Annotated in this window: 22 protein-coding genes; 10 read left to right on the top strand and 12 right to left on the bottom strand. The window is 66.6% G+C overall.

Translation table 11 applies throughout. The features are described from left to right. Positions 1-28 precede the first annotated feature (28 nt). Positions 29-502, bottom strand: a complete 474-nt coding sequence (locus C8J44_RS05695) for a prepilin peptidase (protein WP_121903614.1) — start codon at positions 500-502, stop codon at positions 29-31. A gap of 19 nt (positions 503-521) precedes the next feature. Between C8J44_RS05695 and C8J44_RS05690 the strand changes: the two genes are divergently transcribed. From C8J44_RS05690 to C8J44_RS05675, 4 genes are all read left to right on the top strand, one after another. Beyond that, positions 522-1,532, top strand: coding sequence for an alpha/beta fold hydrolase (locus tag C8J44_RS05690; protein WP_121903613.1), 1,011 nt, complete (start codon positions 522-524; stop codon positions 1,530-1,532). Beyond that, a complete protein-coding gene (locus C8J44_RS05685) occupies positions 1,532-2,617 on the top strand; it encodes an FAD-binding oxidoreductase (RefSeq protein ID WP_121903612.1) in 1,086 nt (361 codons plus the stop codon). Before C8J44_RS05690 ends, C8J44_RS05685 begins: the two co-directional genes overlap by 1 nt. Positions 2,618-3,018: 401 nt before the next feature. Further along, entirely contained in the window at positions 3,019-3,660 is a 642-nt protein-coding gene (locus C8J44_RS18165) for a hypothetical protein (RefSeq protein WP_147453139.1), read from the top strand. A 22-nt stretch (positions 3,661-3,682) separates the two neighbouring features. Further along, positions 3,683-4,039 (top strand): hypothetical protein, encoded by a 357-nt coding sequence (locus tag C8J44_RS05675; RefSeq protein WP_147453138.1) that lies wholly within the window; start codon positions 3,683-3,685, stop codon positions 4,037-4,039. 24 nt (positions 4,040-4,063) lie between these two features. On the opposite strand, the gene rnhA is transcribed toward C8J44_RS05675, so the two are convergent. Genes rnhA through ispH form a run of 3 tightly spaced genes read right to left on the bottom strand, consistent with a single transcriptional unit; the run spans position 4,064 to position 6,437 of the window. Continuing rightward, positions 4,064-4,519, bottom strand: coding sequence for a ribonuclease HI (rnhA, locus tag C8J44_RS05670; protein ID WP_056047298.1), 456 nt, complete (start codon positions 4,517-4,519; stop codon positions 4,064-4,066). Beyond that, a complete protein-coding gene (thrB, locus tag C8J44_RS05665) occupies positions 4,516-5,466 on the bottom strand; it encodes a homoserine kinase (protein ID WP_121903609.1) in 951 nt (316 codons plus the stop codon). Before thrB ends, rnhA begins: the two co-directional genes overlap by 4 nt. A 14-nt stretch (positions 5,467-5,480) precedes the next feature. Then, the gene (ispH, locus tag C8J44_RS05660; RefSeq protein WP_121903608.1) at positions 5,481-6,437 is read right to left on the bottom strand and encodes a 4-hydroxy-3-methylbut-2-enyl diphosphate reductase; all 957 of its coding nucleotides are present in this window, start codon (positions 6,435-6,437) and stop codon (positions 5,481-5,483) included. Positions 6,438-6,517: 80 nt separating this feature from the next. Here ispH and C8J44_RS05655 point away from each other — a divergent pair, with 80 nt between their 5' ends. Then, positions 6,518-7,198 (top strand): hypothetical protein, encoded by a 681-nt coding sequence (locus C8J44_RS05655; protein WP_259466723.1) that lies wholly within the window; start codon positions 6,518-6,520, stop codon positions 7,196-7,198. A 67-nt stretch (positions 7,199-7,265) separates the two neighbouring features. Here C8J44_RS05655 and C8J44_RS05650 read toward each other — a convergent pair whose 3' ends face one another. Next, positions 7,266-7,868 carry a Dps family protein gene (locus C8J44_RS05650; protein ID WP_056047308.1) on the bottom strand — a complete coding sequence of 201 codons (603 nt, stop codon included), beginning with the start codon at positions 7,866-7,868 and terminating at the stop codon, positions 7,266-7,268. A 191-nt stretch (positions 7,869-8,059) separates the two neighbouring features. On the opposite strand from C8J44_RS05650, the gene C8J44_RS05645 reads away from it, so the two are divergent. The 3 genes from C8J44_RS05645 to C8J44_RS05635 all read left to right on the top strand — a co-directional run bounded on the left by C8J44_RS05645 (position 8,060) and on the right by C8J44_RS05635 (position 12,899). After that, on the top strand, positions 8,060-8,974 hold the full coding sequence (locus C8J44_RS05645) for an ROK family protein (protein ID WP_121886081.1): 915 nt from the start codon (positions 8,060-8,062) through the stop codon (positions 8,972-8,974). Between the two features lie 107 nt (positions 8,975-9,081). Further along, positions 9,082-11,001, top strand: a complete 1,920-nt coding sequence (locus C8J44_RS05640; protein WP_121903607.1) for a bifunctional diguanylate cyclase/phosphodiesterase — start codon at positions 9,082-9,084, stop codon at positions 10,999-11,001. After that, positions 11,001-12,899 (top strand): CHASE4 domain-containing protein, encoded by a 1,899-nt coding sequence (locus C8J44_RS05635; protein WP_121903606.1) that lies wholly within the window; start codon positions 11,001-11,003, stop codon positions 12,897-12,899. The genes C8J44_RS05640 and C8J44_RS05635 overlap by 1 nt, the downstream gene beginning before the upstream one ends. A gap of 26 nt (positions 12,900-12,925) precedes the next feature. Here C8J44_RS05635 and C8J44_RS05630 read toward each other — a convergent pair whose 3' ends face one another. Further along, a complete protein-coding gene (locus C8J44_RS05630) occupies positions 12,926-14,113 on the bottom strand; it encodes an SET domain-containing protein (protein WP_259466722.1) in 1,188 nt (395 codons plus the stop codon). A gap of 165 nt (positions 14,114-14,278) precedes the next feature. After that, positions 14,279-15,361 (bottom strand): DNA polymerase IV, encoded by a 1,083-nt coding sequence (dinB, locus tag C8J44_RS05625; protein WP_121903605.1) that lies wholly within the window; start codon positions 15,359-15,361, stop codon positions 14,279-14,281. A 99-nt stretch (positions 15,362-15,460) separates the two neighbouring features. Between dinB and C8J44_RS05620 the strand changes: the two genes are divergently transcribed. After that, on the top strand, positions 15,461-16,888 hold the full coding sequence (locus tag C8J44_RS05620) for a phospholipase D-like domain-containing protein (RefSeq protein ID WP_121903604.1): 1,428 nt from the start codon (positions 15,461-15,463) through the stop codon (positions 16,886-16,888). Between the two features lie 211 nt (positions 16,889-17,099). On the opposite strand, the gene ctrA is transcribed toward C8J44_RS05620, so the two are convergent. The 3 genes from ctrA to C8J44_RS05605 form a co-directional block, all read right to left on the bottom strand. After that, positions 17,100-17,801 (bottom strand): response regulator transcription factor CtrA, encoded by a 702-nt coding sequence (gene ctrA / locus C8J44_RS05615; RefSeq protein WP_055872989.1) that lies wholly within the window; start codon positions 17,799-17,801, stop codon positions 17,100-17,102. 202 nt (positions 17,802-18,003) lie between these two features. Continuing rightward, positions 18,004-19,350: a HAMP domain-containing sensor histidine kinase gene (locus C8J44_RS05610; RefSeq protein ID WP_121903603.1), complete on the bottom strand. Its 1,347-nt coding sequence runs from the start codon at positions 19,348-19,350 to the stop codon at positions 18,004-18,006. A 41-nt stretch (positions 19,351-19,391) separates the two neighbouring features. Beyond that, positions 19,392-20,057, bottom strand: a complete 666-nt coding sequence (locus tag C8J44_RS05605; RefSeq protein WP_060523936.1) for a response regulator transcription factor — start codon at positions 20,055-20,057, stop codon at positions 19,392-19,394. Positions 20,058-20,183: 126 nt separating this feature from the next. On the opposite strand from C8J44_RS05605, the gene C8J44_RS18605 reads away from it, so the two are divergent. After that, positions 20,184-20,861 carry a hypothetical protein gene (locus C8J44_RS18605; RefSeq protein WP_220683082.1) on the top strand — a complete coding sequence of 226 codons (678 nt, stop codon included), beginning with the start codon at positions 20,184-20,186 and terminating at the stop codon, positions 20,859-20,861. 51 nt (positions 20,862-20,912) lie between these two features. On the opposite strand, the gene C8J44_RS05595 is transcribed toward C8J44_RS18605, so the two are convergent. Beyond that, the gene (locus tag C8J44_RS05595) at positions 20,913-21,146 is read right to left on the bottom strand and encodes a hypothetical protein (protein ID WP_121903602.1); all 234 of its coding nucleotides are present in this window, start codon (positions 21,144-21,146) and stop codon (positions 20,913-20,915) included. Continuing rightward, entirely contained in the window at positions 21,143-22,273 is a 1,131-nt protein-coding gene (locus tag C8J44_RS05590) for a PepSY domain-containing protein (RefSeq protein WP_121903601.1), read from the bottom strand. Before C8J44_RS05590 ends, C8J44_RS05595 begins: the two co-directional genes overlap by 4 nt. Positions 22,274-22,482: the final 209 nt, after the last annotated feature.

Raw genomic sequence — 22,482 nt, 5'->3', positions numbered from 1 at the left:
CGCCCGGTGTTCGTTCCGAGGCTAATCATCACTGAAACTGGTTAAGGAGTGGTTCGCGGAGTGCGAGAATACCGGCGAATGCTATAGCGACCCCATATGGAACCTCGATTAGTCCAGTATTCTTCTTGATCGTTCGCTCGATCATCATGACGATCGTGACGATCCCGCCGGCGATCGACATAATCATCAGCATCGACAGGAACGCCGGGAACGGCAGCCACAGCGCGAGCGCGACGATCAGCTTGACGTCGCCGCCGCCCATCATCCCGAAATGGAACGCGATCAGAAACACGGCGAAAACGGCCAGGGCCACGCCGAGCTGGAGCGCCATGTCGGGCCAGACATCCAGGCCGTTCGCATACCACCAGACCGGCGCGAGCAGCGCGACGGCGGCGTTCTTCCAGTTGGCGATTTCCCGAGTCCGCACGTCCTCGATGCCAGCGGAAACCAGCAGGCCCCCCAGCACGAAAATCAAGATTGGAAGCGCAATGTTGGACCCCATCGGCTAAGTCCTAACGGAGATGGCTTTCGAAAAAGTAACCGTGCCGCGCAAAAATACCGGCGATACCGCGACTTGTGCGGCGCGACGGGCGATCCCGGTCAGCGCTCGCATCGGTTATTGGACCGCGCCGGACGGCTGGAAGCTGCGTCGATTCGACTGGCCAGCCGCGGCGCCGCGCGGCCGTATGCTGTTCCAGACCGGTCGCGGGGATATCTTCGAGAAATATCTGGAAACGTTCGCGCATCTCCATGCGCAGGGGTGGTCGGTGACCGCGTTCGACTGGCGCGGGCAGGGTGGTTCAGGGCGGCTTTCCGCCGATCCGCATGTCGGCCACGCCAGCGATTACGGTGTGTACGACCGCGATCTCGCAGCGTTCTGGGCGGACTGGAGCGCGGAGGACGCGCCGTCGGCGGATGCACGGGACGCGGCGCTGCCGAGCGTCGTGCTCGGTCACTCGATGGGCGGCATGATGGTGATGCGCGCGCTCGCGGCACGGTCGATCCAGCCGGCAGCGGCGATCCTCGTGGCGCCGATGATCGGGCTGAAATCCCCGTTCGGCACGGGCTTTGCCAGCAAGGTGACGCAGTGGATGGCGGCGCGCGGCGATCCGGCGCGTGCGGCGTGGCGGACCAACGAGCGGCCCGGATCGGTCGCGTCGCGGCAGACTTTGTTGACGCATGACGCCGCGCGCTACGAGGACGAGCTCTGGTGGCAGCGGACGTGTCCGGAGCTGGTACTCGGCCCGCCGAGCTGGGCGTGGCTCGCGCAGGGGTTCGCAGGCGCGGCGGCGCTGGCGAAGGATCCCCGCATCGAGTCGACCCATATCCCCGTGCTGATGCTGATCGCCGACGCCGACAAGCTGGTCGATTCGCGCGCCGCGCTCCGGCTGGCGGCACGCTTGCCGGATGCGCAGGTCGTCCGGTTCGGTCGCGAATCCGCGCACGAAATTCTGCGCGAGGCCGACGGCGTTCGCGACCGTGCGCTGGCGGCGATCGATTCGTTTCTCGTGGCGTGCGTGCCGCTCCGCTGATGGCGCCCGTCTACGACATCGCGATCGTCGGCGCAGGCATGGGCGGTGCGAGCCTTGCGGCGGCGGTCGGTCCGCATGCGCGCGTGCTCGTGCTCGAAGCGGAGGACACTCCCGGGTATCATGCCACCGGTCGTTCGGCGGCGTTCTGGTCGGAAACCTATGGCGGCCCCGACATCCAGCCGTTGACGACTGCCTCGGGTCCGTTCCTCGAGGCGGGAGGGCATCTCGCGCCGCTCGGCTCGATCCACATCGGTCGTGCCGAAGACGAAGCGGCGATCGACGCGTTCCTGGCCGAATTCGCGGGCAGCGACGTCGCGCTCGACCGAGTCGACCCCTCCGCGTTCGTCCCCGGCCTGCGCGCCGAGTGGACGCTCGGCGTCCAGGAGGCGAGCTGCGCCTATATCGACGTCGCAGCACTTCATGCCGAAAGCATCGCCACCGCACGCCGTGCCGGAGTCGACTTCGTCAGCGATGCCGCTTTCTCCGGCGCGACTCGCGTCGGCGGCGTGTGGACGATCGACACCAAGGCCGGCGCGTTCAGGGCTCGCGTCATCGTCGATGCGGCGGGTGCGTGGGCCGACGCGGTCGCGGTGCGGGCCGGCGTCCGCCCGCTTGGCCTGCAAGCCTATCGCCGGACGATGGTCCAACTGCGTACCGATCCCGGCGCACCCGACGGCTTGCCGCATATCGCGGACATCGCAGGGCGGTTCTATTTCAAGCCCGAACCCGGCGGTCGCCTCTGGCTAAGCCCGCATGACGAGACACCGACCGCCCCCTGCGACGCCGCGCCCGAGGAAATCGACATCGCGATCGCGGTCGACCGATTCGAACGCGTCGTCGATTGGCGCGTCGCGGCGATCGAGCGGCGTTGGGCGGGGTTGCGGACCTTCGCCCCGGACCGCCTGCCGATCTACGGCTTCGACCCGGATACCCCCGCGTTCTTCTGGTGCGCGGGGCAGGGCGGGTTCGGAATCCAGACGGCGCCCGCTGCCGCGTTGCTTGCCGCCAGCCTGCTGCTCGGCACCGCGCCCGATCCCGCGGTCGCGGCGATCGATCCGGCACGCTATTCGCCCCACCGGTTTTGAGCGAGCCTCGGTACGCGTCCGGCGGGGAGCTGTAGCGTAGCCGAAAGGTTCGCCAAAAACGCAATCGACTCGATCGACGTGAGCCGTGCCATCGCCCCCGTCGAAGGTCTCCGATCGAGCAACTCGACTCGAGCTGGGCTCGTTTCGTTCTGCAGATAACGCTCGATTTCCGTAAAAACGGCGCGGTTTATCCTCCCCGATGTGGCTGCATCGCTATTTTCGCATACCGAAGTGATGTGAAGATTCGCGAATCCATTGGAAAAAATTCCGATCTTCATTCGTAGAAATCGACAGGATCGGGTTAGTCCCAAAAACTTAACCGAGGTTAAATACGAGATATGGTTAACGCGAGATAATTCCGGGGCTGGCAGGGTGCAGCCAGCTTTTTCGGTGTGTAGCGCATGGTTGATTTCTTCGTTGGCAGCTCGATTTCGACGATCAACGCGAAAGGCGAGCTGACTTTACCCGAACATTTCTGCGTGGCGATACAATCGCGCGCGATCCGCGACGATCTGTTCGTCGGTCTTCATGCGGATCACCCGTGCATGATCGTCTGCGACCGCGACAGCGTCGCGGTGCATCATCACGATACTCAGGGCAACTTGCTCGGCGGGTGGGAGCGCGAGGCGCGCGAGGCGCTGTTGCGAAGACGGCTGGGGTTCGTCGCGCCCGCGCAGATGGACGGCAAGGGGCGGATTCGGATCGCGCCCTGGATGCGGTCGCGACGCGGCATCCGCCAGCGCGCGCTGCTGATCGGCATGGGCCGCCATTTCGAAGTCTGGAATCTCGATCTGGTGCTCGAACAGGGACCGAGCGACCTGATCGTCCTCGCCGCACTGCACCTCGATACATCGATCACCAAGGAGGATCGCCATGAACCTGCTATGCCACGTCTCGGGGCACGTCGCCGCGCCGCTCGTCCTGGAAAACCAGGGCTTTCTGTTCAGCCGGTGCCAGCGCTGCCGACACGACCTGATCCGCTCCGCCCGGCCGTCGATCGACCCGGCGATCGACCCGTCAAGCGAATCGTCGCCGGCCGATAGCTGGACCGCCGTCCCCGAAGGTATGCGAGTCGCGTGGCGCTCGACCGACGTCTCGGCGTTCGACCAGCCGTCATGGCACGCACGGTCGTTGCAGCAGTTGCGCGACTATTCGCGCGATGCGGTCGTCACGATCACCGACGCGACGCACGTCGCGGTCGCGGTCGTCGGTTGGCACGGTGCGGACGCCGCCCGGCGGATCAAGGCGGCGGCGCTTGCGACGTACCGGTCGGGTCGCCGCGTCCTGCATCTGCCGAAGCCGTCCCGACCGTCCTATGCGGGAGTGGTCATCATCAATCTGACGCTGAAACGCGACTCGGCCTCATGGCGCGACGACCAGCCCATGCAGGATACCCAGTTCGGCGACGTGATCGGGGCATGACCACGCCGGACCGGACGAAGCGGGTCAGGTTCGTCCCGCTGCCACCGCGGCATCGCTCGCCAGTTTGTCGGCGCGTTCGTTCTCGGGGTGGCCGGCATGGCCCTTGACCCATTGCCACTCGATCTTGTGGCGCTCGACCGCGGCCAGCAATGCGTGCCAGAGTTCGGCGTTCTTCACCGGCTTCTTGTCGGCGGTCTTCCAGCCGTTGCGCTGCCATCCCTTCACCCATTTGGTGAGGCCATCCATGACGTACTTGCTGTCGGTATACAGCGTGATCGCGCACGGCCTGGTCAACGCATTGAGGGCCTCGATCGCCGCGGTCATCTCCATGCGGTTGTTCGTCGTCGGGGTTTCGCCGCCCGACAATTCCTTCTCGTGCGCGCCCATGCGGATCACCGCACCCCAGCCGCCGGGACCGGGATTGCCCTTGCACGCGCCGTCGGTGAAGATCTCCACCTTCGTCATCTCGCCGTCAGTCATGCGAACATATCGTCCTTTGCGTAAGCTTCGTAGCGTCGCCAATAGGCGAGCGGATCCTTCCGGGTCACCAGTGCGCCCGCCGGCGTATTCAGCCAGTCCCACGCCCGCGTCAGCAGGAACCGCAAACAGGCACCCTGCGCTAGGATCGGCAATGCGCCCCGTTCGTCGTCCGACAGCGGATGCCGGTCCGCATAGCCCTGGACCAGCGCACCGCCGACCGCCGCGTCATAGCGCTCGCCACGGTCGTCGAAGCTCCACGCGCTGTGCATGATCGCCAGATCATAGGCACGGATATCGGTGCACGCGAAATAGAAATCGATCAGTCCGCCGACCGTATCGCCGCGCATGAGCACGTTGTCCGGAAACAGATCGGCATGGATTACCGCGCGAGGTAGCCTATCGGGCCAGACCGAGACGACGCCGTCCAGCGCCATCGACACGCGATCGAACAAGCGATGCTCGATCGTGTCGAGATCGTCGCCACACTGCGCCAGCAACGCCTGCCATCCCGCCGGCCCCAGCGTGTTCGGCCGATCGAGCGCGAACCCGGCCAGGCTCTCGTGCATAGCCCCCAACGCCCCACCGGCGGCATAGGCCTGCGCAGCGGTCGGATGCGATACCGATACGCCGTGCAGGAACTCGATCAGGCAGGCAGGGCGGCCGCACAATTCGTGGATCAGCACGCCGTCGCGGTTCGCCAAGGCTCGCGGCACCGGGTTGCCGTCGGAGGCGAGATGCTCGAGCATCGCCATGAAGAACGGCAGGTCGCCCGCCGACACGCGCTTCTCATACAGCGTCAGGATGAACCGCCCGGCCGTCGTGTCGACCAGATAATTGCTGTTCTCGACGCCCTCTGCGATCCCCTTGAAGGACACCAGTTCGCCGTGATCGAAGCCGGCGAGGAAACTCGCGAGCGCTTCGGCCGAAACCTGCGTATAGACCGCCATGCTAGGCGCCCATCCTAAGCAGCGGCTTCCAGGCCACGCGGCAGCTTGAACGCGATCGTCTCGCGGGTCGTCTCGACCTCGCGCTCCGTCACGGTGAAGCGTTCCGACAGTCGTTCGACCAGTTCGCGCACCAGCAGTTCGGGGGCGGAGGCGCCGGCGGTGATCCCCAGCGTGCGGACACCCGCCAGGAAATCCCAGTCGAGTTCGCTTGCGCGCTGGATCAGCCGGGCCCGCGTTCCCTCGCGCTCGGCGACCTCGACGAGACGGACCGAGTTGGACGAATTGGGCGCACCGATCACCAGCATCGCCTCGCAATTATGCGCGATCGCCTTGACCGCGGTCTGGCGGTTCGACGTCGCGTAGCAGATGTCCTCGCCCCGCGGCGGCAGCATCGCGGGGAAGCGTCGCTGCAACGTCGCGACGACGGCGGCGGTATCGTCGACCGACAGCGTGGTCTGCGTGAGGAAGGCGAGGTTGCTCGGATCGGCGGGCGCGAACGCCTCGGCATCCTCGACGGTCTCGATCAGCGACATCGCGCCCTCGGGCACCTGGCCGAACGTCCCGATCACCTCGGGATGCCCGGCATGGCCGATGAACACGATGTGCCGACCCGCGCCGACCAGCCGTTCGGCCTGGCGGTGGACCTTCGACACCAGTGGGCAGGTCGCATCGAGATACTCCAGCCCGCGATTCTGTGCGTCGAGCGGCACCGATTTCGGCACGCCGTGCGCCGAGAATACGACCGGCGCGCCGTCGGGCACCTGGTCGAGTTCCTCGACGAAGATCGCGCCCTGCGCCTTCAGCGTGTCGACGACGAACTTGTTGTGGACGATCTCGTGGCGGACGTAGACCGGCGCGCCGTGTTTCTCGATCGCCAGTTCGACGATCCGGATCGCGCGGTCGACGCCGGCGCAAAAGCCTCGGGGTGCTGCGATCAGCAGGTCGAGCGGCGGCTTGTCGATTGGGCTCATGATGCGGCTGCCTCTACGCGATTGCTTGCCTGGACGATAGCCGGTTCCTATGGTGCGCGGCGACAGGGGCCGCTTGCGACATGCGGTGGCCCTTTCGCTCGTTCGAGAAGGTAAGCGTCGCCGTGAAAGCCCCCATCCTCGCCATATCGGCCGTTGCTGTTCTTTTAGGAGGATGCGCCGGCAAGGGCGAAGTCGACGCGACCGGCGGTATCTCCGCGGTCCGTTCGGTCTGCCCGGCCGTGGCGATCCCCGCCGCGACGGGCGACGTCACGCTGTTCGATCCGACGACCAGCCGCGACCAGTCGGCGATCGACGTCGCCGCGCTGATGACCAACGTCCGCTCGACCTGTGCCGACGCGACCGATCAGGTCGTCACCAACGTCACGTTCGACATCCGCGCCCGCCGCAATCGTACCGAGGGTGCGCGCGACGTGACGCTGCCCTATTTCATCACCGTGGTCCGCGGCGGCAGCGCCGTTGTCGCCAAGCGCGTCGGTCGCGTGACGTTGCATTTCGCCGCCGGTCAGGCGCTCGCCTCGACCTCGGCGACTGCATCGTCGACGATTTCGCGCGCCGCAGCGACACTGCCTGACGATGTTCGCGAGAAGCTGACTCGCAAGCGCAAGGCTGGTGACCAGGATGCTGCGGTCGATCCGCTGAGCACCCCCGAAGTCCGGCAGGCGGTCCTGCGGGCGAGCTTCGAGGCGTTGGTCGGCTTCCAGCTCACCGACGATCAGCTGAAGTACAACGCGACCCGCTGATCGCCGGTCGCAACGGTGAAGCGATGAAGGCGGGGTCCGATTGCCACGCAATCGGACCCCGTTTCGTTTACTTGTCGCTGCGGACCAGTTCGGTCTCGGCGAGATGCTCCGCCAGGAACCAGACCTGCGGCTCGTGCGTGCGCACGATGTTGCTCACGAGCAGATCGTTGGTGCCGTCGTCGCCGGACTCGTCTGCCGCCTCGGCACCCTCGTGCGCCTGGCGCAGGATGATCTCGTGCGCCTCGAGTAGCCGGGCAAGCTGCGTCGGGACGTCTTCGCGACCCTTGGGCGGGCGAGGGATCGTCGTCATTTCGGCAACATCATGCGCCATCGCGATCGAGATACCGCCCAGCGCCATGATCCGCTCCGCAACGAGATCGACCAGTGCAGCCTGCTCTTCGTAATGCTTGTCGAGCAGAAGGTGCAGTTGATAGAATGTCGCGCCCGACATCTGCCAGTGATGCTTCTTGTACATGTCGCGCAAGGTCATCGTATCGGCGAGAACCTGGTTGAGGATCGACACGCTCTGCGCACGGGCGTTGTCCTCGAGTGCGATCGGCAGGCGCTTCAGCGTTCCGTAAGGCTGGATCTCGCGATACTCGACCTTGTACTGTGGCTGTGCTTCGACCGACGTATCGACCTTCGGCATCTTGAGGGGTTTCTTGGCCATCGGGAATTCCTGTCTGCAAGCGGAAGAGAGAACTACCCTAACGCACGACCACGCGGATCGATAGCGGACGAAAAGATCGTTGAGCGTGATCGGTGTTTTCGGTCGTTCCGGACGACGCGGTCGGCCGAGCCTCTTGACTGGACGACGCCGGCAAAGGAAGCGGGCGCCGGTATATGCGTAGGGAGTTCAGGATGACGGAAGCACCTTTGGTCGCAGGGATCGAACTCGGCGGCACGAAATGCATCTGCATCCTTGCGCGCGGCCCCGACCAGATCGAGGAGACCGTCCGCATCCCGACCACGCGCCCAGAGGAAACGCTGGCGGCGATCGAGGCGGTGCTCGACCGGTGGAGCGGGTTCGTCGCGATCGGCATCGCCAGTTTCGGGCCAGTGTCGATCGATCGTCATGCCGGCGATTATGGCCATATCACCTCGACACCCAAGCCGGGCTGGGCAGGGACGGATATCGCCGGCCGGTTGCATCGCCGCTACGGCGTGCCGACCGGCTTCCATACCGACGTCGTCGGGGCGGCGCTGGCCGAAGCGCGCTGGGGCGCCGCCACCGGGCTACCCGATATCGCCTATGTCACGGTCGGGACCGGGGTCGGTGTGGGGATGATCGCGAATCACCGCCCGATCGACGGGCTGACGCATTCCGAACTCGGTCACATCCGTCCGGTCCGGTTCCGCGGCGACGACTGGGTCGGCAATTGCCCGTTCCACGGTGCCTGCCTGGAGGGCCTCGTATCGGGGCCCGCCATCGCCGCGCGGATCGGCAAACCTGCCGACCAGGCACCGGCGGAGGATCCCGTCTGGGACGGCGTCGCCGATGCACTTGGCCAACTCTGCCATACGCTGGTGCTGACGGGCATCCCGCGGCGGATCGTCATGGGCGGCGGCGTGATGGGCGCGACGCATCTGTTCCCGCGCGTCCGGGCGGCGATGACGCGAAGCCTTGGCGGGTACATCACGCTGCCCGAGGTCGCGCTGACCGACACCTTCATCGTGCCACCCGCGCTCGGTAACAATGCCGGCCCGCTCGGCGCGATCGTGCTGGGAGCTCAAGCACTTGGCCAACAACTAGCCTCGTCGTTTACACCGTCTTAACCGCGTTCCGTTACCGCTTGCGTCAATAGAGAAGGGCATCGCGCAGTACCGTTTAGTGGCGGCCTGTTACGCTTGGCCTGCTAAGTGCGACATGGAGCGGTACATCGATGCGTATTCTGATCGTGGACGACGAGCCGGCGATGCACGACAGCTATCGGCGCAGCTTCGCCGGGCAGCATCCGATCGGCGCCGCCACGCTGGGTGCGATGGCGGCCGAGTTGTTCGGCGACGCCCTAGCTGACGATGCGCTGGATACCGCCGATGCGATCCCTGCGTTCGCGTTGACGCACTGCGACCAGGGCCTTGATGCGGTTGCGGAGGTCGAGCGTGCCAGCGCCGACGGCGATCCGTTCACGGTCGCGTTCATCGATGTTCGCATGCCGCCGGGGATCGACGGCCGCGAAACCGCGATGCGAATCCGGGCGATCGATCCGGCGATAAACCTGGTCATCGTCACCGGATTTTCCGATTTCTCGCCGGTCGAGATCAGCAAGGTCGCGGGCCCCGCCGACAAGATCTTCTACATCGCCAAACCGTTCGAAGTCGCCGAGATCACGCAGACCGCCACCGCGCTCGCCAAGCGCTGGGAGAACGACCGCGAGCTGGTGGCGGCCCGCGATCAGCTCGCGGCGCAGGTCATCCAGCTCGAGGAGCAGGGTGCCGAGCTGGCGGCGAACGAAAGCCGCGCGATCCACATCGCCACGCATGACTCGCTGACCGAAGCGCCCAACCGTCTCGCCTTCCTTCGCGCGCTCGCCGAGCGCACCAAGACGCAGGGCGCGTTCGCGACCGTGATGGTCGACCTCGACCGGTTCAAGCTCATCAACGACACGCTCGGCCATCTGGCGGGCGATGAACTGATCCGCGAGATGTGCGCGATCCTCAATCGCGCGTCGCCCGAGGGTGCGCTGGTCGCACGGCTCGGCGGCGACGAATTCAGTATCCTGTTCGAAACCTCGGGCGAGGCTGCGGCGGTGATGGCGTGCGAGCGGGTCATCGCGGCCTGTTCGGTCAGCGTCCAGGTGTTCGGCAACTCGGTCCAGGCCGGCGCATCGGCGGGGCTGGTCGTCACCGAAGGCGGGCAGGGCCGCGACCCGGTCGATGTCATGCGCCGCGCCGACCTCGCGCTCAACGACGCCAAGCGCGGCGGTCGCGGGATCGTCCGGCTGTTTGACGAGAGCATGGACGAAGGCATCCGCTTTCGCCGCCGGGTCGAGGGCGGCCTCAGCCAGGCGATCGCCAAGGGCGAACTCAGTCTGGTCTACCAGCCGATCGTCTCGGGAAGCGCGATCGAGGTGATCGGGTTCGAAGCGCTCATCCGCTGGAACACCGGGGAATACGGGTCGATGAGCCCGGCCACCTTCATCCCGATCGCGGAGGAATCGAACCTCATCCACGAACTCGGCGACTGGGTGCTCGGCGAGGCGCTCCAGGTCCTGAAGCAATGGCCCGGGCAATATGTCTCGGTCAATTTCAGCCCGCGCCAGTTCCGCCGCCAGAATTTCGTCGGGCACATCATGCAGAGCGTCCAGCGCGCCGGGATCGAGCCCGCGCGCCTGCAGATCGAGATCACCGAAACCGCGATCTTCGACGATGCCGAGCGCGCCGCCGACACGCTCTACAAGCTCCGCCAGATGGGCTTCCGGATCGCGCTCGACGATTTCGGGACGGGCTATTCGAGCCTCTACAACATCCGCAAGTTCGCGCTCGACTGCCTCAAGATCGACAAGTCGTTCATCGATGGCATGGGCCGCGAGCGCGAAAGCGCGGCGATCGTCCATTCGATCATCCACCTCGGGCGTGCGCTCGGGCTCGGCGTCATCGCCGAGGGCGTCGAGACCGAAGCGCAGGTCCAGGCGCTTCGCCTTGCCGGTGCCAGCCATCTCCAGGGCTATTTCTTCTCGCGTCCGGTCAGCGCCGAGGTCGCGCTGGACATGGCCAATGCGCGGATCGTCGGCGGCAGCGACGACACCGCGGGCGACGGTCCGATGGTGTATCGCAGGTCGAGCAACGGGACGCGCGGCTGATGGCGGTACTTCCCGTCGGCTTGGTGCGGCGGTTCAGGCGGGTCCGCGGTCCGGCATCGCTCGGCGCCAAGCTCGTGCTGATCATGACCGCAGTCGGGCTGTGCGCCGCGATCGCGATCACGATGCTGCTCGCCGGTATCATCACGCCGAGCTTCACCCAGCTCGAGGACAAGGCGATCGCCGGGCATATCGAGCGGACCCGCGCGGCACTGTCCGAATATGAGGCCAAGGTCGAAAGCGCGGTGCGCGACTATGGCGACTGGAACGACAGCTACGCCTATATGGTGGATCCCGACGCGACACCTCGGCGCGCGGGAGCCGAACACGCCCGGTTCGAGAACGACAGCTTCTCGCCGCTGGCGATGAGCAACATCGGTGTCGATGGCATGGCCTATGTCGCGCCCGACGGCCGGATCGTCATCGCCCGCTGGCGTGATCCGGTCAGCGGCGTCGAGCGGCCGGCGATGCGTCGCGAGCTGATCGCGACGATCGCCAGGACGGATATCGTGCGGGCGCTGCAGGGGCGGAGTTCGGGGCGGTTCTACGCGCGGATCGGTGACAGCGTCGCGGCGGTGGGGATCGCCCGCGTGCGTCGCTCGGACGGAAGCGGCGCGCCGCGCGGCTATGTGCTGATGGCGCGGGTCATCACCTCGCAGCAGATTTCCGACCTGCTCCAGCTCGACGCCCGGATCGATCTGAACGCGGCGGGGATCGCCGAGACCGTGACTCCCCGCACCGGTATCCTGACGATCGCGGTGCCGATGAAAGGTGCCGACGGTCGCGGCGTCGCGAGCACGCGGTTTAGCGTGAGACGCGACGTATCCCTACTCGGCCGCCGCATGCTGCTGCTCGCGGTCGCCGGGTCGACCGTCCTGCTGCTGCTCGTCCTGGCCGTCCTGCGACGGACGATCACCCGGCTCGTGCTGCGTCCGCTCCACCGCGTCGAAAGCCACATGGAGCGGGTGCGCGCATCGGGCTCGCTGGCGCTGTTAAGCGAGCATGGACGCCGCGACGAGATCGGCTCGCTCGGCCGCAGCTTCAATGCCATGCTGCGGCAGCTGAAGGACCTGCGCGAGCAGATCGAGGTGCAGTCCTTCGACCTCGGGCGCAGCGAAAGCGCGGTCGCGGTGATGCACAACGTCCGCAACGCGCTGAACCCGATCAGCACGATCCTCAGCCAAGGTATTGCGCAGGCCCCACCGATCGAGCGCACCACTGTCGACCGCGCGCTGGGCGAACTCGTCCGCACCGATGTTCCCGAGGCGCGCCGTCGCAAACTGGTCGCGTTCGTCGCCGCGGCGATCGAGGCGGAGTCGGCCAACCGCGAGGCAACGCGCCGCGAACTCGCGGTCGGGCGCGAAGCGATGGCGCATGTCCTCGAGATCATCGGCCAGCAGCAGAAGGCCGCGCACGAGCGGCCGACGCTGGAACGGTGCGACGTCGCCGACATCATCGCGCGCAACGCGACGATCGCGCGCTATTCGCAGAATGTCTCGATCGCGTTCAGCTTCCCCGCCGGGCCGATTCCCGTGATGGCCAGCCGCGTGATCCTCAGCCAAGTGATCGGCAACCTGTTCGGCAACGCATCCGAATCGATCGTCGCGCGCGGGCTTGGCAGTGGATCGATCATGACGTCGATCGTCGAACAGGACGACCGTGTCACGATCGTGATCCGCGACGATGGCGAGGGGTTCGCCCCCGACCTCGCGCCAAACCTGTTCCAACGCGGATTTTCGACGCGGCACCACAAGTCTGGCGGCCTCGGGCTGCACTGGTGCGCCAACTCGATGACCGCGATGGAGGGATCGTTGCGGCTGGAAAGCGACGGGCCCGGATTGGGCGCGGTCGCGATCTTGTCGCTGCACCGCGCGGCGGCGCGGATGGCCAAGGCGGCGTAGGCAGCAGCGGTCGGGGTTACGCCCGATCAGGCGGCGCGCGCGCCTTCAATCGCCGGGCGCAGATACGGTGCGACCATCTCCTGCTTGAGAAACCAGCGCTGGCGGGCGATCGGCAGCGTGCCGAACCCGCCGATGATCCCCCGACACGACGCGCTCCCGCACGCACACGGCATCTGCCAAGCGGGATCGGCGAGGGTGGTCGAATAATCCCACGCGATCTCCTCGCCGACCGCGATATCGCGGATCGCCACCAGGAAGACATTGCCGCCGACGAACCGCAGCCCGGTGTTGGGCGAACAACTGTGGTTGATCAGGTCGTCGATCCGCCCCGATGGGCCCATGAAGCTGCTCGCGGTTAGCTGCATGAAGCGATCGGCGGTCCCGTGCATCGCCGCGGGGACGCGGTCCGCGGCGATCCGACGCCCCGAAAAGCGGATGACCGTCTCACCCGTGGCGAACCCCGCTGCAGCATAGACCGTCTTGCCGAGATGCGTCTCGCCGACCGCGAACAGGTTGGTCGTCGAGCGGTACGAATCGAGGACGAAGAACCGGCCGAGCCGCAGCCCGAACGATCGCGCCGGATTGATCGTCGACAGTCCAACCATCAACCACACGCTCGCGTGGCAGAGTAGCTCGACGACGATATAGCCGTATTCACCGACCCCCGAGCCTTGCGTCCGCGTCGCCAGCAACAGCGTCGCGAGATCGCCGAACGTCCACAAGCCCCAGGCGGGCGATCGTTCGCGCGTGCGATCCTCCCGGATGCTCTGCCAAGTCGGCCAGAAGCTGATCGGTACCGCGGCGACGACCAGCATGTGCGCCCAGAAGGTTTCGTGAAACGCCACCCACAGCAGGATCGCGGCGAACGCGAACGCCATGCACAAGGTTTCGCTCGGGGTCGGCGCGCGCCACCGCGATCGCTGCCACATGACCAACGTGACGACGACGCAGGCGATCGCCGACCCGCCGAAGACGAGGCTTTGCGGAGCATGCGGATTGACCGCGGCGTAGGTGGTCGCCTCGACCCCGGTCGCGGCGCTCCAGACCAGCCACGACGCGCGATTGGGCTCGACCAGATGACGCTGCAGCCCCGCGAGATAGAGCGCGTAGCCCGCCGCACTGAAACCGATTGCAATGAAGAACCAGAGTGCGATCGCGGTTCCCCCCGGTGTCTCGTCCGCGAAAGGGTAAACGCGGCGATAAGCAACGTCCACGTGAAAGCGCGATCCTCCTTCTCCCTCTCCCCTGCGGGGAGAGGGTCGGGGTGAGGGGCAGCCCAGCAATGCTCCGCCCGGAACAGCCCCTCACCCCAACCTTTGCCCCAAAGGAGAGAGGGAGCAGATTATTCCAGCTCTCTCCCCAGAGGCAGAGGGAGCACATCACAGCAAGCTCGGCTGTGCCTCGTCCTCGTCGCCAACGATCCCCGACAGCGTCAGCCCCAGCAGCCGCACCCCGTCCGGCACCGGCAGTTGCGCCATCAACAGATCCAGCCCAGCCGCCAGGAACGCGGTCTTGTCCGTCACCGCCGACAGCGACGACCGCGCCCGCGTGATTGTCCGGAAATCGGCATGCCGCAGCTTCAACGTGATCGTCCGTCCCCGCGTACCGTGCTTTTCGATCCGCACCCACGCGGCGTCCGCCACCCGGTGGAGCGCGGCGCGCAGATCGTCGGGATCGCGCAGGTTGGTCTCGAACGTCCGCTCCGCACCGACCGACTTGGCGGCACGATCGACGCGTACCGGGCGGTGATCGATGCCGCGCGCCGCGCCGTACAGATACTCCGCATAGCTGCCGAAATTGGCCTGGAGGAAGGCGAGGCTGCGCCCGAACAGGTCCGCGCCGGTCAGGATGCCGAGCCGTTCCATCTTCTGCGCGGTGACCGGCCCGACCCCGTGGAAGCGCTTGACCGGCAGCGACTGGACGAACGCCGCGCCGCGCTTGGGCGTGATGATGCAGATCCCGTCGGGCTTGTTCTGGTCCGACGCGAGCTTGGCGATGAACTTGTTGTAGCTGACCCCGGCGGAGGCGGTGAGACCGGTGTCCGCCTTGATCCGCGCGCGTATTTCCTCGGCGATCGCCGCCGCGGTGCCGAGCCCGCGGATATCCTCGGTCACGTCGAGATACGCCTCGTCGAGCGACAGCGGTTCGACCAGATCGGTGTAGTCCGCGAAGATCGCGCGGATCCGGTCGGAGACTTCGCGGTACACGTCGAACCGCGGCGGCACGAAGACGAGGTCGGGGCAGCGCCGGATCGCGGTGGCCGACGGCATCGCGCTGCGTACCCCGAACGCCCGCGCTTCGTAGCTTGCCGCGGCGACGACGCCGCGCGCGCGCGATCCGCCGACCGCTACCGGTTTCCCCCTCAGCGACGGATCGTCGCGCTGCTCCACCGACGCATAGAAGGCATCCATGTCGACATGGATCACCTTGCGCTGGGCGGGCGGCTGGGTAGGAGGACTCATCAGCGCGTTAGATAGGCGCGCGGGGGGCGGCGATACAGGTGCATCCGCAACCAATCGTCCGGCCGCAGGTATTGCCGACGGGCAAACGAAGGGACGCGAATGCAGGTCGGGACGGAATGCTGGCGGGTCGAACGCGCCGAACAGATGGCGGTGATCGTCGATGCGGCGGACTATTTCCGGACCGCGCGCGTCGCCATGATGGGCGCCAAGCGTCGCATCCTGCTGATCGGCTGGGACTTCGACGCGCGCATCGCCCTCGAACCCGGCGTCGATCGCCCCGGCGAGCCCAAGACGCTCGGCGAATTCATGCTGTGGCTGGTCGAGCGTGAACCTGAACTCGAGATCTTCGTGCTGCGTTGGGACACCGGCGCGATCAAGTCGCTGTTCCGTGGCTCGACCGTCTTCACGATGATGAAATGGATGAAGCACAAGCGCATCCACACCAAGCTCGACGGCCATCATCCGACCGCCGCATCGCATCACCAGAAGATCGTCATCATCGACGATGCGCTGGCGTTCTGCGGCGGCATCGACATGACCGGCGACCGCTGGGACACGCGCGATCACCGCGATGGCGATCCGCACCGCGTCCAGCCGTCGGGCAAGCCGTACAAGCCGTGGCACGACGCGATCAGCGCGGTGCAGGGGCCCGTGGCGCATGCACTGGGCGAGCTGTTCCGGCGGCGCTGGCACCTGGCTGGCGGGATGAAGATGGCGGCGGGCGAACCCGGCGGAAAACACTGGCCCAAGGGGTTGTCGGTCGATTTCCGCGATGTGGACGTCGCGATCGCGCGCAGCGAACCCGAGATGTCCGACCAGGAACCGGTCTACGAAAGCGAGGCGCTGTTCCTTGGACAAATCGCGCGAGCGAAGAAGCACCTCTACATCGAGAGCCAGTATTTCGCCTCGCGGAAGATCGCCGAGGCGGTGGCGCGGCGGCTCGACGAGACGGACGGGCCGGAAATCGTAATCATCAACCCGACTACTGCGCAAGGCTGGCTCGAACCGATCGCGATGGATACCGCGCGGGCGCGGCTGATGGAGGCGCTGCACCGGCGCGATACGCACGGGCGGCTACGGATGTATCATCCCTACACCGTCGGCGGCGAGCCGATTTATTGCCACGCGAAGATCCTGATCGCCGACGACGACGTGTTCCGGCTCGGGTCGTCGAACATGAACAACCGCTCGCTGCGGCTCGACACCGAATGCGACCTAGCGATTCGCGCGACCGATGACGCGACCGCGCGGGGCATCGCCGCAATCCGCGACGGGTTGATCGCCGAGCATCTTGGGGTCTCGGTGTCTGTGGTCAGCGATCTGATCGCCGAGACCGGGTCGCTGATCGAGACGATCGAGCGCCTGCGCGGCAAGGGAAAGACGGTCCAGCCCTACGAGGTCCCCGACCTGACCGCGGTCGAGGAATGGCTGGCGGACAACGAAGTGCTCGACCCCGAAGGTCCCGAAGAGATGTTCGAGGCGCTCAGCAAGCGCGGCCTGTTCCGGCGGCTGCGGCGGAAGAAGTAGGTCTGACCGCCCGCGACCCGTCATCCTGACGAAAGTCAGGACCCAGGATTCCAGGCATCCCGCTTCATTGCTCTGAATGCTGACTTTCGTCAGCGTGACGGCGCGTTCACTTCGCGATGGCGTAGGGGTTCTTCCCCGCGCCCGTCAAAAACAGGAAAGGCCGCGGCACCCCCCGGTACCGCGGCCTTCAGCGCTCCCAAATACAGGGGAGTTACGCGACCTGGGCTTCGAGCACCTCGTCGGGTTCGCGCAGCACATAGCCGCGACCCCAGACGGTCTCGATGTAATTCTCGCCGTCACACGCCAGGCTGAGCTTTTTGCGTAGCTTGCAGATGAACACGTCGATGATCTTCAATTCCGGCTCGTCCATCCCGCCATACAGATGGTTGAGGAACATTTCCTTGGTGAGCGTCGTGCCCTTGCGGAGCGACAGCAGCTCCAGCATCGCATATTCCTTGCCGGTCAGGTGGACGCGGCTGCCATCGACTTCGACCGTCTTCGCATCGAGATTGACCGCCAACTTGCCGGTGCGGATGACCGACTGGCTGTGACCCTTCGAGCGGCGGACGACGGCGTGGATGCGCGCGACCAGTTCCTCGCGGTGGAACGGCTTGGTGACGTAATCGTCGGCGCCGAAGCCGAAGCTGCGTACCTTCGAGTCCATCTCGTTCACGCCCGACAGGATCAGCACCGGCGTCGACACGCGTGCGACCCGCAGGCGCTTGAGCACGTCGTAGCCGTGCATGTCGGGCAGGTTCAGGTCGAGCAGGATGATGTCGTAATCATACAGCTTGCCCAGATCGAGGCCTTCTTCCCCGAGATCGGTGATGTAGACGTTGAACCCTTCGGTCGTCAGCATCAGCTCGATAGCCTTGGCCGTCGTCGGCTCGTCCTCGATCAGCAGCACCCGCATGCGTCGTCCCCTGTTCGCGAGACCGCTCGACACCTCATGTCCGCAGCTCGACTTCCATTCATTAACCACAGGACAAATGAAGGTAAAAGGTTAATTTGAGCTTAAGTGCAGCGGCCCGCCGAGCAGGGGCCAAGATCTTTCTCGCCAAACAAAAATTGTAAGTTTCGAAATTCCTGAAGTTTTGTCGGGGGCTTAGCGAGCCTCAGGCCTGGATCGGCAACGTCAGGGTGGCCGACAACCCGCCGAGTTCGGACGAACGTCCCAGCGTTAACCCACCGCCGTTCAGCTCGGCGAGTTCGCGTGTGATCGACAGGCCGAAGCCATGCCCGTCGCCACGTTCGTCGAGCCGACGGCCGGGCATCATCGCCTCGTCGATTACCGAGTTATCGAGCCCGTCACCGTCGTCGGCAATCGCCAGCGCCACGACGGGACCTTCTATCACGGCGATGACCGATATCCGCGCGCGCGCGTGACGCCAGGCGTTGTCGAGCAGATTGCCGACCATCTCGTCGAGGTCCTGCGGGTCGATCGCCACCGCGATCTCGGGCGGCACGGCGATCGCGACCGACAGCGGACGCTCGGCATGGATCCGACGCAGCACGTCGGTGAGATCGCCGATCGCGGGGGCGATTGCGGTGCGCGCGCGCGCGCCCGACCCAGCGGCGTCTGCGCGCGCGCGCCCGAGATGATGGCGGACGCGCGAGTCGATCTGATCGACCATGTCGCGCAGCTCGTCGCCTGCGCCGACCTCGGCCAGCTTGAGCGACAGCGCGGCCAGCGGCGTCTTCAGCCCATGCGCGAGGTTCGCGACATGCTGGCGGGCATGTGCCAGCCCGGCGGCGTTCTGGTCGATCAGCGCATTCAGTTCGACGACCAGCGGGCGCAGTTCGCCGGGTTGATCGTCGGGGACGTGACGCGCGCTGCCGGCCCGAACGGCTGCCAGCGACTCGCGCAGATCGCGCAACGGCCGAAACCCGATCCGGAGTTGCACCAGCGTCGCCAGCCCGAGACCGATACCGAGCAGCGCGAGCGAGCCGAGCAGCGGGATCATCGCCTCGCGCAACGGCGCCTCGACGATCCGCCGCGGGCCGATCGCGGTGATCGTCACCGGGCCTGCGCGACTGGCGACGGTCGAGGTGCGCGAATGCAGGCGTTGCCCGTGCCGGTCGCGCGTCTCGCCGGGCCGCGGCTGCCGGTCGTCGATCTCTGGCGGTGCCGGTGGCCGACTCGCGAGCGGCGGGCGGGGGGGGGCAGTGTCGGGGCCGGGCAGGGCGGCAGCCTGGGGCAATGCCCCGTCGCTGGTCCAGCGGCCTGCGGGACCGACCACCTGCCAGGCCCAGCCCGAACCGGGCGTATCGAACCCGACCAGATCGACGACCCGCGCCCGGTCGAGCGTCCCGTCGGGGCGGACCGCGCGCGCGACCACCGACACCTGCGCATCGAGCCGGTCGTCGAGCCCGTGCATCACGAAGCGTTCGAGGACATGGCTGATCGCGAACCCAGCGAACACCAGCGCGACCAGCGTCGAGATCGCCGAGATCGCCAGCATCCGGCCGTATAGCGAACGGGGAACGAGCGACCGTCGCACCCTCACGCGCCACCGCCCGTCAACCGGTAACCCCGGCCACGCACCGTCTCGATCATCTGCGCGCCGATCTTCCGTCGCAGCCTGCCGATGATCACCTCGATCGAGTTCGAATCGACATCGGCATCGCCTTCGTAGACGCGTTCGATCAGGTCGGCGCGTTCGATCACCACTTCGCGGCGGAGCATCAGCGCGGACAGCACGCGCCATTCGAACGCGGTCAGCTTGAGCGGCAGGCCGTCGAGCTCAAACGTGCCGAGCTGTGCGTCGAACGCCAGCGGCCCGCACGTCACGCGCGAGGCTGCGTGACCCGCGGCGCGGCGGACGAGCGCGCGCAGCCGCATCACGACTTCCTCGACGCGGAACGGCTTCACCACGTAATCGTCGGCGCCGGCCTTGAACCCCTCGACCTTCTCCGACCAGCCGTCGCGTGCGGTCAGGATCAGCACCGGCAGGTCGCGCCCGGCCGATCGCCAGTCGCGAAGCACCGACAGCCCGTCGCGCTTGGGCAGGCCGAGATCGAGCACCGCGACGTCGTAGAGTTCGGTCGCGCCGAGATGGCCGCCATCCTCGCCGTTGGTCGCGACGTCGACCGCGAAATGCTCCGCGCGCAACGCCCGCGCCAACCCGTCGGCGATCGCCACATCGTCCTCGACCACCAATACCCGCATGCGTGTTTCCCCTGACCCGCTGGCCTTATGCCTGAGTGCCAAACGGAAACTGAACGGCTTGGTTCAGCGGGCGTCGGCCGACTCGGCGTAGAGCGTCTCTCGTCAACCAACGAGAGGAAAGACATCATGTCGGAACACCCCGCCAATCCTTCGAAGTTTCGCCGCAACCGCCTGGCAATCGCCGCCGCCGGTCTGCTCGTCGTCGGCGGTGCCGCCGGTGCTGTCACGGTCGCCGCCACCCGCCCGACGGTGAGCATGGCCCCCGCCACGCCGGTCGCGATCCGCTCGCTCCAGTCGGACGGCATCGTCACCATTCGTGGCACGGTCGCCGAGGTCTACGGCAACAAGTTCGTGATGGCCGATCGCACCGGTCGCGCGCTGGTCGACCTCGGTCGCGAAGGCGAGGACGGCACGCTCGTCACCGCCGGCCAGCCGGTCACCGTCCAGGGCCAGTTCGACCAGGGCTTCGTCCATGCGTCGTATCTGGTCGGTGCAGGCGGCAAGGTCACCGCGCTCGGCCCAGTCGGCGGTCCGCCGCGGGGGCGGCCCGGCCCCGGTCCTGATGGCCCCGACGGTGGTCCCGGCGGCCCGGGCGGTCCAGGTGGACCCGGTGCGCCGCCACCACCGCCGCCAGCCGGCGTCGTCCCCCCTGCACCGATGGGAACGGCACTCGGCACGCTGCCGCCGGCTCCAGCACCCGGTGTTACGCCACCCGCTCCGGTGACCGGCACCCCGCCGGCGCCGATGACCGGCACCGTGCCGGCTCCAACGACCGGTACTGCACGACCGGCGCGTGGCGTCTGAGCCGAGAACGAAACTGCGAAACGGGGTCGGCAATCCGCCGGCCCCGTTTCGTCACACCCGCCGAACTGCGGGCATTTGGTGGACCGCGCCAGTGCGGTTGCGGCGGTTCGTCGGCGCCGTCCGCGTCCAATACCATCCGGTGATCGCCAGCGGTGCGGCGAGCAGCAGCCCGGCCGCGACGTCCCAGCCGCCATCGCCGATCAGCCCTGCGCCAAGCCCGAGTAGCGTGGCGATTCCAAGCAGGATCGGCACGCCGAAGACCTGCAGCGTCGTCCTGTGCCTCATGCCTCGCCCGCCATCACGACTTCGCGAACACGCTGTTCGCTCGGCCCGCCGCGTCGCCGCAGCCATAGGTACAGCCCGCTGCCGAGCACGACGATCGTCAGCGCGTCGAACACCGCCCAGACGATCTTCATCGCCATCCCGCCATAATCGCCGAAGTGCAGCGGCTGCGCGAGCAGCATCGCCTGCATGTACCACGGCATCGGCGTCACCGCGTCGAGCCGCCCGGTCGCCGCATCGACGAACCCCGGCAGCAGCAGTTTCGACGTCAGCGGCGTCGTCCCACGCAGGAACACGGCATAATGATGCTTGCTGCTGAACACGACGCCGGGAAACGCGATGAACTGCGGCGTCATGTCCGGCGCCTTGCGCTGCACCGCGTCGAGCGCAGCCTGTACCGACGCGCGCTGCATGCCGAGCGGCGTCCGCGCCTCGCTAGCCATGATCGCGGCGAGCCCGTTTGCCTTCCAAATCCCGGTGATCGGCACGACCAGCGTGTTGATCGTGCCCGTCAGCCCGACCACACTCGCCCAGACGAGGGTGACGATGCCGAGAAGATTATGCCGGTCGAGCCAGCCAAGCCGTGTGCTCCGGTTGCGGCGTAGAGTGCCAAAGTCGAGCTTCGCCATGAACGGCGCGTAGAGTACCACGCCCGACACGATCGCCGCGAAGAACAGCAGGCCCATGAAACCGAGGAAGATCTCCGCCCAGAAGCCTAGCAGCATGTCGGTGTGCAGCTTTAGGATGAAATCCATGACGCCGTCGGCATGCGGCGGCAGCATCGCGCCGGTCCGCGCATCGAGCGCGAGGAAATGCATCGCTGCGGGGACCGCATCGGGAGTTGGGCCGGTCGTGACATAGACGATCGGCCGGTGGTCGTCGAAGCTCAGATAGAGCGGGATATCGCCGGGCGCCTGCGCAGCGGCGCGCGCGAGGATGGTGTCGAGCGACAGCGCCGGGGTCGTCGCCGGCAGTACCGCGAGCGGTGCGGGCGGATCGAGCCAGCCGTCGATCTCCTCGTGGAAGATCAACGGCAGCCCGGTCACGCACAGCATCAACAGGAACGCCGTGCAGATCAGGCTCGTCCATTTGTGGACCAGATACCACGCCTTGATCGTGCCGCGAGTCACGGCCGCACGCCGATCTTCCGTTCCGAATGTGCAGCGCCGCGCTCGTTCATCCGCGCAGTCGTATAGAAATGATAACGATGTGCAATAGCGGAACGGCGCTGGCCTCGCAGTCTGCGAAATCGATGGAGGTAGTACGGGCGACGGCAGACCCCGAACGGTCGACTGGATCGCGCCATCCCCAAAATTTCTCCGTCGCCCCGGACTGGTTC

The organism is Sphingomonas sp. PP-CE-3A-406 (assembly GCF_003688625.1).
Classification (GTDB): Bacteria; Pseudomonadota; Alphaproteobacteria; order Sphingomonadales; family Sphingomonadaceae; genus Sphingomonas.
This window is presented reverse-complemented; position numbering and strand designations above follow the sequence as displayed.

What these genes read in the sequence shown, in the direction of transcription:
- C8J44_RS05695 (WP_121903614.1), bottom strand. Translation starts at nt 502, where the DNA reads ATGGGGTCCAACATTGCGCTTCCAATCTTGATTTTCGTGCTGGGGGGC.
- C8J44_RS05690 (WP_121903613.1), top strand. Translation starts at nt 522, where the DNA reads ATGGCTTTCGAAAAAGTAACCGTGCCGCGCAAAAATACCGGCGATACC.
- C8J44_RS05685 (WP_121903612.1), top strand. Translation starts at nt 1,532, where the DNA reads ATGGCGCCCGTCTACGACATCGCGATCGTCGGCGCAGGCATGGGCGGT.
- C8J44_RS18165 (WP_147453139.1), top strand. Translation starts at nt 3,019, where the DNA reads ATGGTTGATTTCTTCGTTGGCAGCTCGATTTCGACGATCAACGCGAAA.
- C8J44_RS05675 (WP_147453138.1), top strand. Translation starts at nt 3,683, where the DNA reads ATGCGAGTCGCGTGGCGCTCGACCGACGTCTCGGCGTTCGACCAGCCG.
- rnhA (WP_056047298.1), bottom strand. Translation starts at nt 4,519, where the DNA reads ATGACTGACGGCGAGATGACGAAGGTGGAGATCTTCACCGACGGCGCG.
- thrB (WP_121903609.1), bottom strand. Translation starts at nt 5,466, where the DNA reads ATGGCGGTCTATACGCAGGTTTCGGCCGAAGCGCTCGCGAGTTTCCTC.
- ispH (WP_121903608.1), bottom strand. Translation starts at nt 6,437, where the DNA reads ATGAGCCCAATCGACAAGCCGCCGCTCGACCTGCTGATCGCAGCACCC.
- C8J44_RS05655 (WP_259466723.1), top strand. Translation starts at nt 6,518, where the DNA reads ATGCGGTGGCCCTTTCGCTCGTTCGAGAAGGTAAGCGTCGCCGTGAAA.
- C8J44_RS05650 (WP_056047308.1), bottom strand. Translation starts at nt 7,868, where the DNA reads ATGGCCAAGAAACCCCTCAAGATGCCGAAGGTCGATACGTCGGTCGAA.
- C8J44_RS05645 (WP_121886081.1), top strand. Translation starts at nt 8,060, where the DNA reads ATGACGGAAGCACCTTTGGTCGCAGGGATCGAACTCGGCGGCACGAAA.
- C8J44_RS05640 (WP_121903607.1), top strand. Translation starts at nt 9,082, where the DNA reads ATGCGTATTCTGATCGTGGACGACGAGCCGGCGATGCACGACAGCTAT.
- C8J44_RS05635 (WP_121903606.1), top strand. Translation starts at nt 11,001, where the DNA reads ATGGCGGTACTTCCCGTCGGCTTGGTGCGGCGGTTCAGGCGGGTCCGC.
- dinB (WP_121903605.1), bottom strand. Translation starts at nt 15,361, where the DNA reads ATGAGTCCTCCTACCCAGCCGCCCGCCCAGCGCAAGGTGATCCATGTC.
- C8J44_RS05620 (WP_121903604.1), top strand. Translation starts at nt 15,461, where the DNA reads ATGCAGGTCGGGACGGAATGCTGGCGGGTCGAACGCGCCGAACAGATG.
- ctrA (WP_055872989.1), bottom strand. Translation starts at nt 17,801, where the DNA reads ATGCGGGTGCTGCTGATCGAGGACGAGCCGACGACGGCCAAGGCTATC.
- C8J44_RS05610 (WP_121903603.1), bottom strand. Translation starts at nt 19,350, where the DNA reads ATGCTGGCGATCTCGGCGATCTCGACGCTGGTCGCGCTGGTGTTCGCT.
- C8J44_RS05605 (WP_060523936.1), bottom strand. Translation starts at nt 20,057, where the DNA reads ATGCGGGTATTGGTGGTCGAGGACGATGTGGCGATCGCCGACGGGTTG.
- C8J44_RS18605 (WP_220683082.1), top strand. Translation starts at nt 20,184, where the DNA reads ATGTCGGAACACCCCGCCAATCCTTCGAAGTTTCGCCGCAACCGCCTG.
- C8J44_RS05595 (WP_121903602.1), bottom strand. Translation starts at nt 21,146, where the DNA reads ATGAGGCACAGGACGACGCTGCAGGTCTTCGGCGTGCCGATCCTGCTT.